Genomic DNA, 17,197 nt, shown 5'->3' with positions numbered 1-17,197 from the left:
TTCTACCTTCCATTCGTCGCCGTCACCGCCCGTCCGGTCAAGGACGGGCGGTGCACGCGATTATGAGAGGAACCGGGCGGGATCGAGGAGGCTCGCGTCACAGGATGTCCGCAGCCATCGCCCATGGACGACGAGGTCGCGGATCAACTCGCCGGTCACCGCGGCCAGGTGGATGCCGCGGTGGGTGTGACCGGTGGCCAGGAACACGCCTTCGCGACCCGGCACCGGGCCGATGATCGGCCTGGCGTCGCGCGAGAGCGGCCGAATACCCGTGATCTGCTGTCCGACCGTGGCGAACTCGATGGTGGGCAGAACTTCGATCGCCCGTGCCAGGAGTTCGGCGCGCGCCTCGGGGGTCGGCGCTGGATGCGGTTCGGCGATCGCGGCGCCCTGGTCGACGATCCAGTTGTCGCGATCATCGAAGTCGCGGCCGCCCGTGCTCCCGATGCTGAGGTAGCCGTCCAGGCGGCTGATGAGATGACCACGACGAGGAGTCGAGAGCAGCACCTGCAGCGGCGGGGACGGCCAGCGCAGCATCAACCGCTCGCCCCGAAGCGGCCGGACCGGCACCTGGTAGTCGAACCAGTTCGACGCGACGGCCGCCGAGGCGCCCATCGCAAGGACGACGTTGTCGCAGGAGATCGTCCCCTGGCTGTGACGTACGCCCGTCACTCGGTCGCCGCTCCACTCGAGGCCCGTCGCCACTCCGGGAACGAACGTCGCGCCGAATCGCTCGGCCGATCGCATGAAAGCCTGCGACAGAACGTCCGCCGGGACCTGGATCGCCTCCGGCTCCAGGGCGGCACCGCGGACCTCGCCACTGATCCGAGGCTCGATCGACCGCACTTCGTCCGGCGTCAGCCACCGGGTGTTCATGACCTCCGACTGCCAGGTCAGGTCGGCCCGGACCTGCGTCTCTTCCTCGTCGTCGATCGCCAGCCGGAGAGCCGGGCGGCACTGGAAGCCCGTGGTGATTCCCGAGAGGTCCTCGAGAACGGGAACGATCTCCTTCGTCGAGTAGTGCCCCTGCACGCCCCAGCGTAGGTAGTCCGCGTCATTGAAGTCGGCGGAGATGGAGTACATCGCTCCAGTCGCGCAGGTCGAGGACCCGGAGGCCACCCGATCCTGCTCGAGGACCATGACCCGCATCCCCGCTGCCGCCAGATGAAAGGCACACGAGGTGCCAACTGCCCCGGCGCCGACGATCACGACGTCAGGGTTCCCGTATTCCACCATTTGCCAACTCCGATCAGGTAGTCGATCTCAGTAGTATACTGGTGGTACTCGATTAGTATATTAGCAGAGTATGGACGCCTGAACCAGTCAGGAGCGGAGCACGAACGGGTCGTCCGCCGGACCTTCGCCGGTGTTGATCCAGACACTCTTGAGCCGGGTGTACTCGCCGATCGCGTGCGTGCCCTGCTCGATTCCCATGCCGCTGTTCTTGAAGCCCGACCGTGGGGACATCGGCGACGTCGACCGATAGGTGTTGACCCACACCGTGCCGGCCGCCAGCCGCGACGCGACCCGATGAGCGCGAGCCAGGTCGCGGGTCCACACTCCGGCCGCCAGGCCGAAACTCGTGTCGTTCGCCAGGGCGAGCACCTCGTCCTCGGTGTCGAACGGCATGATCGCCACGACCGGTCCGAAGATCTCCTCCTGGCACACACGCATGCCGTTGTCGGCGTCGACGAAGACGGTCGGCTCGAAGAAGAACCCGTCGAGGCCGTCCACCGACGCTCGAGCTCCGCCGGTGACCACGCGAGCTCCCTCGGCGACGCCGAGCGCGACGTATTCCTCCACCCGGCCGCGCTGAGCGGCGGTCGCGAGCGGCCCGAGTTGCGTCGTGGGATCCAGCGGGTCCCCGAGCCGGATCGCCTGGGCGCGCGCCCGGACCTGCGCGACTATCTCGTCGTAGACCGGGCGTTGCGCGAATACCCTGCTGCCCGCGACACAGGTCTGGCCGGCCGCCGCGAAGATGCCCGCCACGATGCCGACGGACGCGTTGTCGATGTCGGCATCAGCGAAGACGATGTTGGGTGACTTACCGCCCAGCTCAAGGGTGGTTCCCACGAAGCGGCGCCCGCAGTCGCCGGCGATCGCCGACCCGGTCTCGGTGCTGCCGGTGAAGGACACCTTGGCGACCAGCGGATGCTCGACCAGCGCCCTGCCGGCCTCGTTGCCGTGCCCGGTCACCACGTTGACGACGCCGGGCGGGAACCCGGCTTCGGCGAACAGCGGTGCCAGCCGCAGCAGGGAGGCCGACGTGTGCTCGGATGGCTTGACCACCACGGTGTTACCCGAGGCGAGAGCGGGAGCGAGCTTGGTGGCCGTGAGCAGCAGTGGCGAGTTCCATGGCGTGATCGCGACCACGACACCCAGGGGTTCGCGCAAGGTGTAGTTGAGGATGTCACGGTGCGAACCTGGAATGGTCTCACCGTGGATCTTGTCGGCGAGTCCGGCGTAGTAGTGGAAGTACTCGGGCAGGCTGGCAAGTTGCGCCCGCATCTCGGTGAGCAGCTTGCCATTGTCGAGCGTCTCGGTCCGGGCCAGATCCTCACCGTGTTCGGCGATGAGTTCCGCCAGCCGCCGCAGCAGCGCGCCTCGCCTGGTCTGTGTGACGTCGTGCCACGCCGGGTCGCGGAACGCGGCGTGGGCGGCCCGGACGGCGGCGTCCGCGTCGACGGCGTCACCACGAGCGGCGTAGTACCAAGCGCGACCCGTCGTCGGGTTCACGCTCTCGAAGTAGTCGCCGCGGTTCGGCGCGCGCCACGATCCAGCGATGTAATGGTCATGGCGGGGAAACGCTCTCTCGGTCACCGTCCACCTCCTCAAAGTCGCGTTCTCGTGGCCGGCAGTGGGTGTGGTGCCTCCGACGACAGGAGACGGCGGACCTAGTCAGGCTTGCTGCCGTCCTTGGCGATGGTCGCCTCGGCCGACGATCCGGCCCGCGTGAGCCCCACGTCACCCGGCGGAGCGTGGCCCGGCTCGAAAGCACGGATGCAGGCCACCCGGTGAGCGTCCGCGCCCCGGTCCGGGGTCAGCGTCTCGAGCGCCGGATCCGTCCGCGCGCAGGATTCCTGTGCCAGCGGACACCGCGGGCGGAAGCGACAGCCCGAAGGGAGGTCGAGAAGGTCCGGCGGCTCCCCTGGAAGGATCGGACGAGCCACGTCCCGTGACCGGTCCGGGTTCGGCACCGCCGCCAGCAGAGCTCGGGTGTAGGGGTGCGTCGGCGAACGGAGAACCGCCTCGGGACTGCCTTCCTCCACGAGCCTCCCGGCGTACATGACCGCGACGCGATCCGCGTAATGCGCAGCGGTGACGAGGTCATGGGTGATCATCAGGATCGCCAGGCCGGCGTCGCGGAGGTCCGCGAACAGGTGGAGCACTCCGGCGCGCAGAGACACATCGAGCATCGACACCGGCTCGTCGGCGATCAGTACCAGCGGATGAAGGACGATCGCCGCCGCGATCGCCACCCGTTGCAGCTGGCCGCCCGACAGTTCGTGCGGGTAGCGGTCCAAGTACGTCTCGGCGTTCGGGATCCCGGCACGTGCCAGGGCCTCGATCACCAGAGCGCGCCGGGCCCGCGCGCCTCCGCCGACTCGGTGGACGAGCAGGGGTTCGGCCACCACCTCGCCGACCGTGCAACGCGGGTCCAGGGCCTCGTAGGGATCTTGACAGATCAGTTGGATCGAGCGGAGGATCTCACGGCGGCTGCGCCCGCGAGCCTGGACCAGGTCGGCGCCGGCCACCCTCACCGTGCCGGCCGCAGGTTTGACGAGTCCCACGGCTGCGAGTGCGGTCGAGGTCTTCCCGCAGCCCGACTCGCCGACCACGGCCACCAGCTCACCGCTGCGGACCGTCATGGAGAACCCGTCCACGACCTGCTTGGCCCCGTATCGCACGGCCAGCTCGTCGATCTCAAGCGCTGGGGTCCTGGTCATCATGGCCGGACCTTGGAGGCCGAGTCGTACAGATGACAGCGAGCTCGTTGCATACCGGAACCGACGGGCCAGAAATGCGGAGCCGAGGAGGCGCAGGGGGCGAAGTGGCGCGGACATCGAGCCACGAAGCCGCAGCCGGGGACCGCGCCACCGGCCGCAGGAGGAGTTCCCGCGATCGACACGAGTTCCCGGTCGCGATGGGCGAGGCTGGGGCTCGCCGCGATCAAGAGCTGGGTGTACGGATGCGCGGGGTCGTGGTACAGGGTGTCGATCTCCGCGGTCTCGACCACCTCACCGGCGTACATCACCGCGGCCCGGTCACAGACCTCCCCGATCACGCCCATATCGTGCGACACGAGGACGAGTGCCGCACCGAGCTCCGCGCAGGCGCGTTCGAGAGCCGTGAGCACCTGTGCCTGCACGATCACGTCGAGCGCCGTCGTCGGCTCGTCGGCCAGCAACACCCGGGGTTGGCACACCACCGCCATGGCGATCGCCACGCGCTGGCGCATGCCGCCGGACAGCTCATGTGGATAGCGTCCGGCGACATCTGCGCGGAGGCCCACAAGCTCGAGTACGTCTGAGACGCGGCGCTTCACGGGCACCTCGGATTCACCGACCATCCGGCCCGCGGCCTCGGCAATCTGCCGGCCGACCGTTTGGACGGGGTTGAGGGCGTTCATCGCACTCTGGAACACGACAGCGATATCCCGCCAGCGATGCGCACGAACGCTCCGCTCCCCGTCCCCCAGGATGTCCACCCCGTCGACCAGAACGTCGCCGGCCACCGAAGCCCGGTCGGACAGGAGTCCCATGAGTGCCATGAGCGTCGTCGTCTTGCCACAGCCGGACTCACCGATCAGGCCGAACCGTTCGCCGCTCTGCACTGTGAAGGAAACGTCCCTGACCAAGTGCAGGTCACGCCCCCCGGAACGCAGCCGGACGTTCAGACCTCTGACCTCCAAGCAAGGCGCAGTCACCGTGATCTCCCTGCAGCGTGCTGCCTGCGGAACGACCGCAGACCCAGATGGGACACTTCTAGCCGCGGATTCATGTGCTGTTCGAGCCGTCTTCCCAGCACTGTCGTCATGAGCACCACCAGCCCGATGGCCAGGCCCGGGGGCAGCAACACCCACCAGGCTCCCGCGTTCGTCGCTCCACGCTGGAACGCGTCGGCGATCATCTGACCCCACGAGGTGGTGTTGCTGTCGGCCAGCCCCAAGAAGCGGAGCGCGGCCTCGAAGAAGATCGCGTGTCCGATGGCAAGCGCGGTGCTCGCCGCGAGCAACGGGCCGACCTGCGGCAGCACGTGTCGTATGAGCGTCCGTGCGTGGCTGGAGCCCATCGCTCGCGCTCGCCGGACGAACAAGCGCTCACGAACACTTTTGGCTTGTGCCCGCACGACCCGCGCGGTGCTCTGCCACGACAACAACCCGATGATGAGAATGGTGTTGACCAGGTGGGTACCGTACAGCGCCGCGATGATGATCATCACCGGAAGAACCGGGATCACGAGGAAGAAGTCGGTGACCCTCATCAGCATCTGCTCGAGCCAACCGCCGAAGTAACCACTCAGGAGACCGACCAGGCCGCCGACCAGGACCGTGATGGCCCCCGCGCAGACGCCGACCAGAAGAGAGATCCGCGCACCCCAGGTCAGCTCGGCCAACACGTCGGCACCACCGTCGTCCAGGCCCAGCAGGTGCTCACTCGACGGGGCGGCGTACGATTCCCCCACCTGGAGGCCCGACCCGGCCGGGAAGATCAGCGGTGCCAGGGTGGCGATCACTCCCAGCGCGAGCAACACCGCTAGCCCGAGGGCGAAGCCCGGGTTTCGCCGCGCTCCGCGCCAGAGCGCCTCCCCGCGCCGTGCGCCGCGCGCCGTGCGGGCACCATGGCTCTCGGTCACCGTGCCCCTCCCATCCTGCGCACCCTCGGGTCAAGAAGTCCGTACGTGGCATCGGCCAGCAAGTTGGAAAGCACGACCGAGACGGTGAACACGAGGAATGCTCCCTGCATCATCGGATAGTCACGCGCGACGATGGAGTCGTAGATCGTGCGTCCGATCCCGGGCCACGAGAAGACCACCTCGACCAGGATCGCGCCGCCGACCATCGCACCCACCGAGAGCCCGATCAGGGCGACGGTCGGCAACAGCGCGTTGCGGAGGACGTGACGGCGAACGACGTATCCCGCACCGAAGCCTTTGGCTCTCGCGGTGAGGACATAGTCGTCACTCAGTGTCTCGACCACCGACGAGCGCGTGACGAGCACGTACTGGCCGAACATGACCAGAGCCATGGTCAGTGAGGGAAGGATCATATGAACTGCGACATCGGCGATCCGCTCGCCCAGCGAGGGGTCGATGAGGAATTCGTCGGTCATCCCCCCGGCGGGCAACCAGCCCGACAGCAGGAACAACAGAACCAGCCCTATCCACTGTGCCGGTAGCGAGTACATGAACGTGGCGAACCCGACCGAGGCATGGTCCAGCGGCCCGCCGCGGTGCGCGCCGGCCAGGACGCCAAGCGTGATGCCGATGACGATCGCCAACAGAACTCCGAGCATGACCATCGGCAACGTGTTCCCGATGGCGTCCACGAGGTTGCCGCGGACCGGCTGCTTGTTGACGAAGGAGACACCCAGGTTGCCTTGGCCCAGCTGTTCCAGATAGCGGAAATATTGCACGAGGATCGGGCGATCGAGCCCGAACTCGCGATTGAGCTGCTCCTGGAGGGCAACGCTGCCTTGCGGGACGCGGCTGAGTTGCGCGGTGGGGTTTCCAGGGGCCAGACGGAAGAGGAAGAAGTTGAACGTGATCGCTGCCCAGACCAGCACCGCCGCACTCAGGATGCGGCGTACGATCGCGCTGCCTATGTTCGTCACTGGTGCCAACACCTAGGCTGGGCGGATGTCAGTGAACTGATCGCGCGAGATCGCGTTGAACGGCCCGAAGCCAGACATGTGATAGCCGGTGAACTTCGAGCCCGAGGCGGAGAGCGCATCGACATAGCACAGGGCCAGCATCGCGCGGGCATCGAAGAACATGCGCTGCATCCGGTAAACCATCTCCCGGCGAGCCGCCGCGTCCAGCGTGGCGTTCTGCTCGACGTAGAGACGGTCATACTCGGGATCGCTGTAATGACAGTTGTTGAAGCCGCCGATCGAATCCGTCACGAAGTGATCGAGCACCGCCGACGGGTCCGGGGAGGCGGGTAAGAATCCCCAGACGGCCACATCGTTGGTGAGGTACTTGCCATCGGGTGCGCTGATGGCATCGATCATCGCGCTCGCGTCCAGTGCGCGGGAGGTCACCTTCACACCGACCTGCTCCCAGCCGCTGCTGATGATCTGCACGATCCGGCTGCCACCTGCGAGGCCGCTGGCGAGGTTGACGGTGTACGACATCGGCTCCGAGTCGGCGACCCGAATTCCGTCAGGCCCACGCTTGTAGCCGAGGTCGTCCAAGATTTTGTTCGCCGCCGCGACATCGAAGGGGTCGGGCGTGATGCTGGAGTCATGCCAGTCCCCCATTGCCGGGTAGACGAGCGAGCTGCCCGGCCGGCCCATCGCGAACAGCACCACCTTCACGATGCGTTCGCGATCGATCGCCAGCGACAACGCCTTCCGTACCCTCGGGTCGAGCAGTTCCCGATGTTTCGTCTTCTTGGGATTGACGTTGAAGTACAGGTTGTTCATGACGAACCCGGGCGCTTGCTCGACCTTGATGTTCTTGGTCCGCAGTTTGTCCACGCCGGCCCCCACCGCGCTGGGCGAAAGCAGAGCCACCGCGTCGATCTGACTGGTCTCCAGCGCTTTGAGCATCGCGTCCGGCGAACCGAAGGTCAGGAAACCGAGGGTGGTGATCGACTGCTTGGCGCCGTACCAATCCCGGTGCTCTTTGAGCAGCACGATCTGCTTCGGCGTGTACTTCTCCAGGACGAACTGCCCGCCGCACACGACCTTCTCGTCGAACGTGAAGCTCTTCAGGCCGGCACCGTCCCCGGCTGCCGGGGCCGTCCACACATGCTTGGGCAGGATCACCACGCGGGAGAGCAGTGCCAGCGCATTCGCGATCGGCTTGCTGTAGCTGACGACGAGTGTCTTGGCATCCTTGGCGACCGCCTTGGTGATCCCCACGACGTACTGAGCGAGCAGTGCGGCAGCCGAACTCTTCAGGCGCACGAGGGTGTTGATCGTGAACTCGACATCCTCCGCGGTGATCGGCTTGGCATCTGACCACTTGCCGTTGGTACGGAGCGTGAAGGTGATCTCCTTGCCGTCATCGCTGACCGCGTATCTCTCCGCCAGATCAGGTTTGAGGGTGAACTCACTGCCTTCCTGACGTGTCAACGTGGGAAACATGAGGTGCGTCGCGATGACGGCGGCGGCGCTCTGTTGCACGAAGGGGTTGAGCGAATCCATCTCGGAGGTCAGGCCGATGCGCAAGGTGTCCTTGGCCTCGCCGGATTCCGATCCTTCACCGCACGCCGCGAGCAGTGCCGGCAGACCGGCCAACGCGAGGCCGCCGACGCCCATTCTGAACAGCAGTGCTCGGCGAGTGAATCCCTCGCCACCGGGCGAGGCCGTTCCCGCGACGCCCCTTGTTCGATCGTCAAACATGTGATTGCCTCCACTCACTGAGCCTGCTGCCGCTCGTTGGTAGGTCGAGTCGTTCCAACCTGACCTTGTGATGGTTGTGTCAGGTGTATCTGAGATCGCCGCGCTCGTTCAGTTCTCCGGCTGAGACGCGACCGGTGACGTCGACCAGGTCGGCGATGAACTCGGCCACCAGTTCGTCATCGACCGCGTCGCACGTCAGGTGGAGCAACTCCGGGTGCCTGACACCGAACAGCGACCAGCCGCGACTGGCCAGACCCTGCCCGACCACCTTGATGTCGAGTTCGGCTGACCCGATCGTCACGAGCGAGAGCTCGCTTCCGACCGAATGAAGTTCGGGGATCTGCTCGATGGCGGCCAGGATCTGATCACGCACCGACATCGTTCTCTGAGCCGTACGCAGGTATCCCTCATGGCCAAGGAAACGCATCACTGCCCAAGCCCCCGCTACCGCTCCCCCTGGGCGCGATCCGACGAAGGCATCCGTCTTGTACGGACCGTTCGACCACTCCTCGGTGGCGAATCCTTGGTAGCGCCTGCGGTCCTCGTCGGCGTAGAACAAAGCCGAGCACGGTTTGGGTGCGTATCCATACTTGTGCAGGTCCAGGCTGACCGAACAGACCCCCTCGTGCTCGAATGCGAATTCAGGCACCGCATATCCGAGCTCTCGCACGAAAGGAGTGAGGCAGCCACCGACGCAGGCGTCGACGTGCAGCCACAGGTCACGTTTTCTTGCCAGCGCCGCGACCTTGCCGATCGGGTCGTACACGCCATGCGGCCACGCCGGCGCAGAGGCGATCAGCCCCACCGTGCTGTCGGTGATGGCGGCCTCCATCGCCTCCAGGTCGACGCGGTACTCCCCATCCAGAGGAACTCGCACAAGCCGGACGCCCAGGTAATGGCACGCCTTCGTGAAAGAGGCGTGCGCGGAGAACGGCGCGATTATCTCGGGTTCCACTCCCGGTCGATGCTCTCGTGCCCACTCTCGTATGGAGTGCACCGCGTTGAAAAGGCTGTCCGTTCCACCCGAGGTCAACACGCCGCATTCGGGGGTCGTGGACAACAGAGAGGCCCAACTGGACAGTAGTTCTTGCTGCATCAGGCCGATGCTCGGCAACATGCGAGCAAATAGACCGTTGTAGCTGAAGAACCGTTCGTATCCTCGGTGCGCCACATCTTGGATGTCGGCATTCCCGCGCAGCGAGAACATGCCGAACCTTCCTCGGCGTACGTCTGGATCTTGTGCGCGAAGGCCGTCAAGCATCGCCTCGACTTCGGCCATGGTCGCACCCAGCGGAGGAAAGTGATCTATCGCGACGGGGGCGAGGTTCTGGTCATCAACCATTTGCTAACTCCGATCCTGGTAATCACCGGGAGAGGTAGAATATTGGTGCGACGTCGCTAGTATGCCACAAGTATCGCTGGTGGACTAGAGCTTGATGAGGTAGGACCAGATGCCTGCTACAGAAATCGATTCCGTCGAGGCCGCGGCGTTGGCCGCGGGTGGAGGGAGGCCGCTATGCGCTTGACCCCGAGTGAGCGTGATCGGCTGCTGCTGTTCACGGCGGCCGAACTTGCCCGGGCTCGCCGTGCACGCGGGCTTCGGCTGAACGTGCCGGAGGCCACCGCGCTCATCGCCGACGCGGTGTGCGAGGCGGCGCGTGATGGCGCCCGGATCGCCGAAGCGGTCGGCGTCGGCCGCACCGTCCTCACCGCCGCCGATGTGCTACCCGGCGTGGCGGATGTGCTCACCGAGGTCGCCGTCGAGGCCGTTTTCGACGACGGCACCCGCCTGGTGGTGGTCAACGAACCGATCCAGAGCGTGAGCCTCGCCGAGGAGGCGCCCGGCGCGATCATGGCCGGGGACGCTCCGCTACCGGTGCTCCGCGGGACCGTGACCGTGACCGTGACGAACACCGCCACGGTGCCGATCAGCGTCAGCTCGCACTTCCACTTCTTCGAGGTCAACCAGAAGCTGTCCTTCGACCGCGCGGCCGCCTATGGCTTCCGGGCCGCGATGCCTGCCGGGTCGACGATCCGGTTCGACGCGGGCCGGACGATCGACGTGGCGCTGACGCCGATCGCCGGCGCACGGGTCGCGATCGGCTTCGCCGGACTGGTCGATGGGCCGTTGGACGCGCCGGGCGCACCCGAGCGGGCGCTGCGACGCGCACGCGCGTTGGGCTACCTGGATAACGGATGGGACCGGACATGAGAAACGGCAAGCGGCTCCCCTGCGTTGTGGCGGCGCGCCTGACTCCGGCGGTGCGCCGATGAATCCGCTGAGCCCAGAGGAATACATCGCCAGCTACGGACCGCGGCACGGCGACCGGATTCGCCTCGGCGACACCGGGCTCGTGGTCGAGGTCGAACACGACGCCTCCGAACCGGGTGAGGAGTTCGTCGTCGGATTCGGCAAGACCGCGAGGGACGGGATGCACCTGCTCGCCGCACCCGTCCACGCCACATGCGATCTTGTGATCAGCAACGTGGTCTTGATCGACCCGATGCTGGGCGTCCGCAAGGCGTCGATCGGCATCCGGGACGGGCGCATCGCCGGGATCGGCCGCGCCGGCAATCCGAACACCCTCGGCGGCGTGGACGTCGTGGTGGGCACCGGAACGGCGATCGTGCCGGGCGAGGGCCTGATCGCCACCGCGGGCGCGATCGACACGCACGTGCATCTGCTCTCACCGCGGATCATGGAGGCTTCCCTCGCCTCAGGCGTCACCACGATCATCGGCCAGGAGTTCGGCCCGGTCTGGGGAGTCGGGGTCAATTCGCCCTGGGCGCTACGGCATGCCTTCAACGCTTTCGACGCCTGGCCGGTGAACATCGGCTTCCTCGCCCGCGGTTCTTCCTCAGATCCCGCGCCCCTCGTCGAAGCTCTTGCTCAGGGTGGGGCGTGTGGATTCAAGGTGCACGAGGACCTGGGCGCGCATCCCCGGGCGCTGGACACCGCGCTGCGCGTAGCCGAGGAGCATGACGTGCAGGTGGCCCTGCACACCGACAGCCTCAACGAGGCCCTCTGCGTGGAGGACACCCTCGCGGTGCTGGCCGGGCGCACCATCCACGCCTTCCACATCGAGGGGTGCGGTGGTGGGCACGTCCCCAACGTGCTGCGCCTGGCCGGCGAGGCCAACATCATCGGCTCTTCGACCAACCCCACACTCCCCTTCGGGCGCGACTCGGTCGCCGAACACTTCGACATGATCGCAGCCGTACATCTGCTCAACACCGAGTTGCCCGGCGACGCCGCGCTCGCCCGTGATCGCATCCGTGCTGGGACGATGGGCGCGGAAGACGTGCTGCACGACCTGGGAGTCATCCCGATCACCTCTTCCGACGCGCAGGGCATGGGGCGCGCCGGCGAGACGGTGCGGCGGACCTTCGCGATGGCCGCCAAGATGAAGGCCCAGCTCGGAGCCGAGAACCCGCGCCACGACAACGAGCGGGTCCTGCGCTACCTCGCCAAACTCACCGTCAACCCGGCCCTTGCCCACGGGCTGGCTCACGAGGTCGGCTCATTGGAGATCGGCATGCTCGCCGACATCGTGCTGTGGAAGCCCTCCTACTTCGCGGCCAAGCCCGAGCTGGTGCTCAAGGCGGGATTTCCCGCGTACGGCGTGACCGGTGATCCGAACGCGGCCATCGATCGCGCCGAACCGCTCGTGCTCGGCCCGCAGTTCGGCGCGCACGGCGCCACGCCGGCAGACCTGTCGGTGGCGTTCGTCAGCCAGGCGGCCGCTCAAGCCGGCAACGACGTCATGACCACCCGGCGTCGCCGCGTCGCCGTCCTCGGCACTCGAGGCATCGGGCCCGCAAGCATGATCCGCAACGACCGCCTCGGCGAGGTGCGTGTGCGACAAGACACCGGCCAGGTCACTCTCGATGGTGAGCTCATCGGCTCTGATCCAGCGGACACTGTGTCCTTGAGTCGGCTGTACTTCTTCTAACTCGTTGCAAGCTCCGTGATATCTTGGCGGTATCTATTCTTGGCGTCGACGATACATGAACGTGTCCTGTGTCGGATTGTCCTGATATCGCACACAGAGCGGCGCGTTCGTCGGTCTCGGCGGAGTTGACCCGTTTTAGTAAGGAGCACTCAATGGCCAGACAAAGTTCGGTCCAGTCACCTGGGCGTGCTGCGAGACCGCGACTTGCCGACGTGGCATACGAGCGGCTTGTCAAGTTGATTCTCTCCGACCTCCCGGCCGGTTCCCGGCTTTCGGAGACGGAACTGGCCTCAAGGCTGGGGATGTCGAAGACCCCGGTCAGGGAGGCGCTCCTCAGGCTGGAGAACGAGGGCCTGGTGTTGCCCATTCCGCACGTCGGATATCTCATTCCCTATCTCTCGTACCTGGAGCTAAGGGAGGCCCTGGAGGTGCGAGAGGCCGTCGAAGGCTACTTGGCCATGCTCGCCGCCGACCGAATTTCCGACACGGAGCTCGCCGGGATCCGGAAGGCTTTTGATGAGGGGCAGGCGTCTCTGGGAACAGATCCTGCATCGGATATCGCAACAATGAAGGAGCTGAATTCGACCCTGCACGGAAGCATCATGCGGGCGGCGGACAACAGCAAGATGGATCAGATCTTGGCCACGGTGCGCAACCAGGTGGACCGCGGCATCAAGGAACTGGTCGGGAATGATGTCAGCAGATACAAGGAATCGTTTGAACAGCACCTTGCCATCCTGTCCGCCCTCGAAGCCCATGATCCCGTTCAAGCCGAGCGAGCAATGCGAGACCACATCGGATCAATCAACGCGCACATTCTCCGTCGCTTCCGATAACGCCTATCCACATGCTTGGCCAGCGAGCGAGAGAAGCCGTGGGATCGCGTCCGCGATGGTGGAAAATCGTTCACCCTGCTGAGGTCGGATCCGCAGTCGTGCGTGGATTCCTTGAAAGATCGCGGCGAGCTTGAGGTACCCGACGGCGGTGTAATGGTCAAGATCGTCGGGCGGGGTGGCGCCGACGGACGCGTAGTACTCGATGAGTTCGTGACGGGTGGGAAAGCCTGGGTGCTGGGTGGCTCCCTCGGCGATGCCGATGCGCGCGCGTTCGTCGTCGGCGGCCTCAGCCCAATAGACGAGGAGCAAGCCGAGGTCGCACCACGCGTCGCCCACGGTGGCCAACTCCCAGTCCAGTACGGCACGGACCTGGAAGTCGTCGTCGAAGATGGTGTTGTCCAGGCGATAGTCGCCGTGGACCAGGACGGCAGCCGTCCCCGCCGATCGAGACTCCGCCCATGGTGAGAGCCTGGCGGCTACATCATCGAAGGCCCGGGTCAGTCCGGGTGGCGGATCGCTGGCCTCCCATTGGCGTCGCCACAAGGACAGCTGCCGGGCGACGAACGGCGTCGTCGATCGTGATCTGCGTGGATAGGTGGTGACGTCCAACTGGTGCAGCCGAGCCAAGGCGCCGATGAACTCATAGGAGGCCCGTGCCCGTTCGGCGGGCGTGAGCAGTGCGGTGTCTCGCGCGGACACAAGGGTTCGGCCCGCTTCCCAGGACATGACATAGGAACTACCCAAGGACGAGGAAGCGCTGGTGAGCAACAGCGGCTTGGGAGCCGCGTAGCGCTGTCCAGCCAGAAACCGCAGCGTGCTGAACTCGCGTTCCATGTCGTGGGCAGTCGGTAGAACATGGTCCCGTGGTGGACGGCGAAAGACCCAGGTGCCCGCGGCTGGGATGGATCCTCCGCGGGGCTCGATGACTCCTCGGACCACGTAGGTCTCGTTCGAAATTCCAGCCTCGATGCGTTCGAGTCGCAGCGCGCCGGGCACCCCGTGCCCGGCGGCGACCAGCAGTGCCTTCAGCTCCAGGGCGTTCCTGGCCAGATCCGCTTCATGTTCGGCTTCTCCAGCTACTCCTGGCCCGTCATGCGGCACGTTCTCAGGACGAAGATTCACGTGCCGGCCGCTTCATCCCGGTAGCCGACAACCAGGTCGCCGTAACGCGCGACCGCCTTCGCGCGGCGCGTTGGCACGTGGTCTTGGGGGAAGACCGATGCCGTGAACCTCTTCAACTCACTACGGGCTACCGACTGCATGTGCACCTCGTCGGGGCCGTCGTAGATGCGGGCGGACCGGGCGGCCCGGTACATCGCTTCAAGCGGCAGGTCTGCGGAATAGCCCAGAGAACCACACGTCTGGATGGCGCGGTCGATGACATCGTGCAGGACACGGGCGCCGAAGTATTTGATCATAGAGATCTCGACACGGGCGTTCGATGCACCGGCCTGATCCATGGTCCACGCGGCATGCAAGGTCATCAACCGAGCGGCGTGCATCTCCGCCTTGCTCATCGCGATCCAGTTCTGGATCGACTGCTTGTCGGCCAGCAGCCCGCCGTGCGCGGTCCGGCTTACGGCCCGCTCGCACATGATCCGGTACGCCCGGTTCGCCTGTCCCAGCCAGCGCATCGCGTGATGGATGCGCCCCGGCCCCAACCGCTCCTGCGCCAGCCGGAATCCTGCTCCCCGTTGCCCTAGGAGGTTGTCCGCCGGAACTCGGACGTCCCTGTACCGCACCTCGGAATGGGCCCAGAACGTGCCGTAATGGGGAGACGGGTGCTCCATGGTGGAGATATCACGTACTACCTCTACGCCCTCCGTGTCCGCGGGCACAATGATCATGGAGTGCCTCTTGCCGCGCGCGGCGTCCGGGTCCGTCAGCGCCATCACAATCAAGATGTCGGCGCTCGAACCGTGCGTGGTGAACCACTTGTGGCCGTTGATCACCCAGCTGTCACCCTCGAGAACCGCCGTGCTCTGGAGCAAGTGCGGGTCCGACCCGGCCGTGTGCGGCTCGGTCATGCTGAAGGCTGAGGACAGGTCGCCCGACAACAGCGGCCTCAGCCAGCGCCCGGCCTGGTCTTCGCGACCCGTCTCCCTGATGGCCAACGCGATCAACTCGCTGTTGCCCGAGTCCGGCGCGTTGTTGCCGAAGACGTAGGGAGCCAACGGCGACTCCCCGATGATCTCGTGCATCAGACCGAGCTTCAACTGCCCGAAACCGGTCCCACCCAACTCAGGCGGCAGATGCGCGGCCCAGAGACCACGCGCCTTCACCTCCTCCTGCAACGGCGATACGACGAGCTTCAACTGGCGTCGATCAAGATCGAGCAGTTCGAGCGGAAAGACGTGCTCACGTACGAACCCGCGCATCCACTCCAAGGACGCTTCGAATTCCGGCTCGGTGGAAAAATCCCAGCTCATACAGCCCTCCGACGTGTCGGTGCCTTCGTGGCCGCGACGGCGGCCTCATGGAAGGACTCGCTGAAAGTCGGGTGCGGATGCACCGTCAACGCGATGTCCCACGGACTTGCCGCAAGTTCGATTGCGAGCGTGAGCTCACTGATGACGTCTGACGCGTGAGGGCTCACGACCTGTGCGCCGATGACAAGGTCACGGTCAGGGTCGATGACGAGGCGAGCGAACCCGTCGGTGTCAAGCGCCGACGCCCGCCCTGACGCCTTCAAGCTCGCGGTGACAGCCCGCGCCTCGATCCCCATTGACCGGGCGGTATCGAGGGTGAGACCTGTTGTCGCGATCTCTGGGTCAGTGAAGATGACGCTCGGGATTGTCGCGTTGTCAAATTCTGTCGGGTGCCCGAGGAGCGACTCCGCGGCCACGATGGCCTGAGCGCTGGCCCTGTGCGCGAATGCGGGTCCTGGGGTCACGTCGCCGATCGCGGCGAGACCGGGGCGGACAAGACACTTGGCGTCCACGACGATGAGCCCATCATCGGTTACCGGGACATCGGCCATGTGGAGCCCGAGATCGTCCGTATTGGGAACTCGGCCGGCAGTGACGACGACGATGTCGGCAGGGATGACCTGCTGACCACCCTCCTCGCCGGCGATGAGCAGACCCTCGCTGGTCAACTCGACCGGTCGCGTCGACAACAAGATGTCGACGCCGAGCTTGCGAAGCCCCTTCCTGACTGGCCGGACCAGGTCACCTTCGAGGCCTGGAAGCAACTGCGGACCGATCTCTACGACGGTTACCTGGACGCCAAGCTTGGCGTAGGCTGTTCCGAGTTCGAGTCCGATGTAACCTCCGCCGACGATGACCATCCGGCCCGGCAGCACCCGGAGATCGAGAGCGCCCGTGGAGTCGACCACTCGGTCGCCGTCGACCGGCAGGAGGGGCAGTCGCCGCGGACGGCTGCCGGTGGCGATGACGCATCGCTCGAAGTCAATGAAGCTGACTCCGTTGCCTTGCTGGACCGCAACGCGTTTCCTTCTGTTGAAGCGGGCCTCTCCATCGACGATCGTGATGTTGAGGGCCTTCATCCGCCGTGCGATGCCTTCGGCCAGCCGAGCGGACGCCACAGTTCGCCGCTCCCACGCCCCGATGACGTCAGGACGCCAATCAGCGAGCCGGCCGGCTGCGAGCTGATGCACGCATTCGACCTGACGGGCGAACTCGATCAACGCTTTGGACGGGATGCACCCTTCGTGGAGACAGACTCCTCCCAGACCTGGGACACCGCGTCGCTCGACCAGGACGACCTCTGCGCCAAGTTCTGCCGCCCGCAGAGCCGCGACATAGCCGCCGGCACCACCGCCGATCACCAGGAACTCGGCGCGCTCAGCGACCTCTCCGACAACCACAGTTTTTCC

At 65.9% G+C, this 17,197-nt stretch carries 14 protein-coding genes; 3 read left to right on the top strand and 11 right to left on the bottom strand.

Going from position 1 to position 17,197, the window contains the following annotated elements:
- Positions 1-60: 60 nt before the first annotated feature.
- The 8 genes from AC5L3X_RS30035 to AC5L3X_RS30000 all read right to left on the bottom strand — a co-directional run bounded on the left by AC5L3X_RS30035 (position 61) and on the right by AC5L3X_RS30000 (position 9,912).
- A complete protein-coding gene (locus tag AC5L3X_RS30035; protein WP_494861416.1) occupies positions 61-1,236 on the bottom strand; it encodes an NAD(P)/FAD-dependent oxidoreductase in 1,176 nt (391 codons plus the stop codon).
- An 87-nt stretch (positions 1,237-1,323) separates the two neighbouring features.
- A complete protein-coding gene (locus AC5L3X_RS30030) occupies positions 1,324-2,820 on the bottom strand; it encodes an aldehyde dehydrogenase (protein ID WP_494861414.1) in 1,497 nt (498 codons plus the stop codon).
- A 74-nt stretch (positions 2,821-2,894) separates the two neighbouring features.
- Positions 2,895-3,947 carry an ABC transporter ATP-binding protein gene (locus AC5L3X_RS30025; RefSeq protein ID WP_494861412.1) on the bottom strand — a complete coding sequence of 351 codons (1,053 nt, stop codon included), beginning with the start codon at positions 3,945-3,947 and terminating at the stop codon, positions 2,895-2,897.
- On the bottom strand, positions 3,947-4,927 hold the full coding sequence (locus tag AC5L3X_RS30020) for an ABC transporter ATP-binding protein (protein ID WP_494861411.1): 981 nt from the start codon (positions 4,925-4,927) through the stop codon (positions 3,947-3,949). Before AC5L3X_RS30020 ends, AC5L3X_RS30025 begins: the two co-directional genes overlap by 1 nt.
- Positions 4,924-5,856: an ABC transporter permease gene (locus AC5L3X_RS30015; RefSeq protein ID WP_494861409.1), complete on the bottom strand. Its 933-nt coding sequence runs from the start codon at positions 5,854-5,856 to the stop codon at positions 4,924-4,926. The genes AC5L3X_RS30020 and AC5L3X_RS30015 overlap by 4 nt, the downstream gene beginning before the upstream one ends.
- Entirely contained in the window at positions 5,853-6,833 is a 981-nt protein-coding gene (locus AC5L3X_RS30010) for an ABC transporter permease (RefSeq protein WP_494861407.1), read from the bottom strand. The genes AC5L3X_RS30015 and AC5L3X_RS30010 overlap by 4 nt, the downstream gene beginning before the upstream one ends.
- 12 nt (positions 6,834-6,845) lie before the next feature.
- Positions 6,846-8,570 carry an ABC transporter substrate-binding protein gene (locus AC5L3X_RS30005; protein WP_494861405.1) on the bottom strand — a complete coding sequence of 575 codons (1,725 nt, stop codon included), beginning with the start codon at positions 8,568-8,570 and terminating at the stop codon, positions 6,846-6,848.
- Positions 8,571-8,649: 79 nt separating this feature from the next.
- Positions 8,650-9,912, bottom strand: coding sequence for a pyridoxal phosphate-dependent decarboxylase family protein (locus AC5L3X_RS30000; RefSeq protein ID WP_494861403.1), 1,263 nt, complete (start codon positions 9,910-9,912; stop codon positions 8,650-8,652).
- A gap of 174 nt (positions 9,913-10,086) precedes the next feature.
- Between AC5L3X_RS30000 and ureA the strand changes: the two genes are divergently transcribed.
- From ureA to AC5L3X_RS29985, 3 genes are all read left to right on the top strand, one after another.
- Complete coding sequence (gene ureA / locus AC5L3X_RS29995; protein ID WP_494861401.1) at positions 10,087-10,782, top strand: urease subunit gamma; 696 nt, start codon at positions 10,087-10,089, stop codon at positions 10,780-10,782.
- Between the two features lie 58 nt (positions 10,783-10,840).
- The gene (locus tag AC5L3X_RS29990) at positions 10,841-12,523 is read left to right on the top strand and encodes an urease subunit alpha (protein WP_494861399.1); all 1,683 of its coding nucleotides are present in this window, start codon (positions 10,841-10,843) and stop codon (positions 12,521-12,523) included.
- 212 nt (positions 12,524-12,735) lie between these two features.
- A complete protein-coding gene (locus AC5L3X_RS29985; protein ID WP_494861397.1) occupies positions 12,736-13,359 on the top strand; it encodes a GntR family transcriptional regulator in 624 nt (207 codons plus the stop codon).
- 3 nt (positions 13,360-13,362) lie between these two features.
- Here the strand turns inward: AC5L3X_RS29985 and AC5L3X_RS29980 are convergent, their stop codons facing one another.
- From AC5L3X_RS29980 to lpdA, 3 genes are read right to left on the bottom strand one after another with little or no spacing between them, the layout of a single operon-like run.
- Positions 13,363-14,481: a phosphotransferase family protein gene (locus AC5L3X_RS29980; protein ID WP_494861395.1), complete on the bottom strand. Its 1,119-nt coding sequence runs from the start codon at positions 14,479-14,481 to the stop codon at positions 13,363-13,365.
- A complete protein-coding gene (locus tag AC5L3X_RS29975) occupies positions 14,478-15,788 on the bottom strand; it encodes an acyl-CoA dehydrogenase family protein (RefSeq protein ID WP_494861393.1) in 1,311 nt (436 codons plus the stop codon). The genes AC5L3X_RS29980 and AC5L3X_RS29975 overlap by 4 nt, the downstream gene beginning before the upstream one ends.
- A complete protein-coding gene (lpdA, locus tag AC5L3X_RS29970) occupies positions 15,785-17,188 on the bottom strand; it encodes a dihydrolipoyl dehydrogenase (protein ID WP_494861391.1) in 1,404 nt (467 codons plus the stop codon). The genes AC5L3X_RS29975 and lpdA overlap by 4 nt, the downstream gene beginning before the upstream one ends.
- Between the last annotated feature and the right edge of the window lie 9 nt (positions 17,189-17,197).

The organism is Nonomuraea sp. CX421 (assembly GCF_059358955.1).
This window is presented reverse-complemented; position numbering and strand designations above follow the sequence as displayed.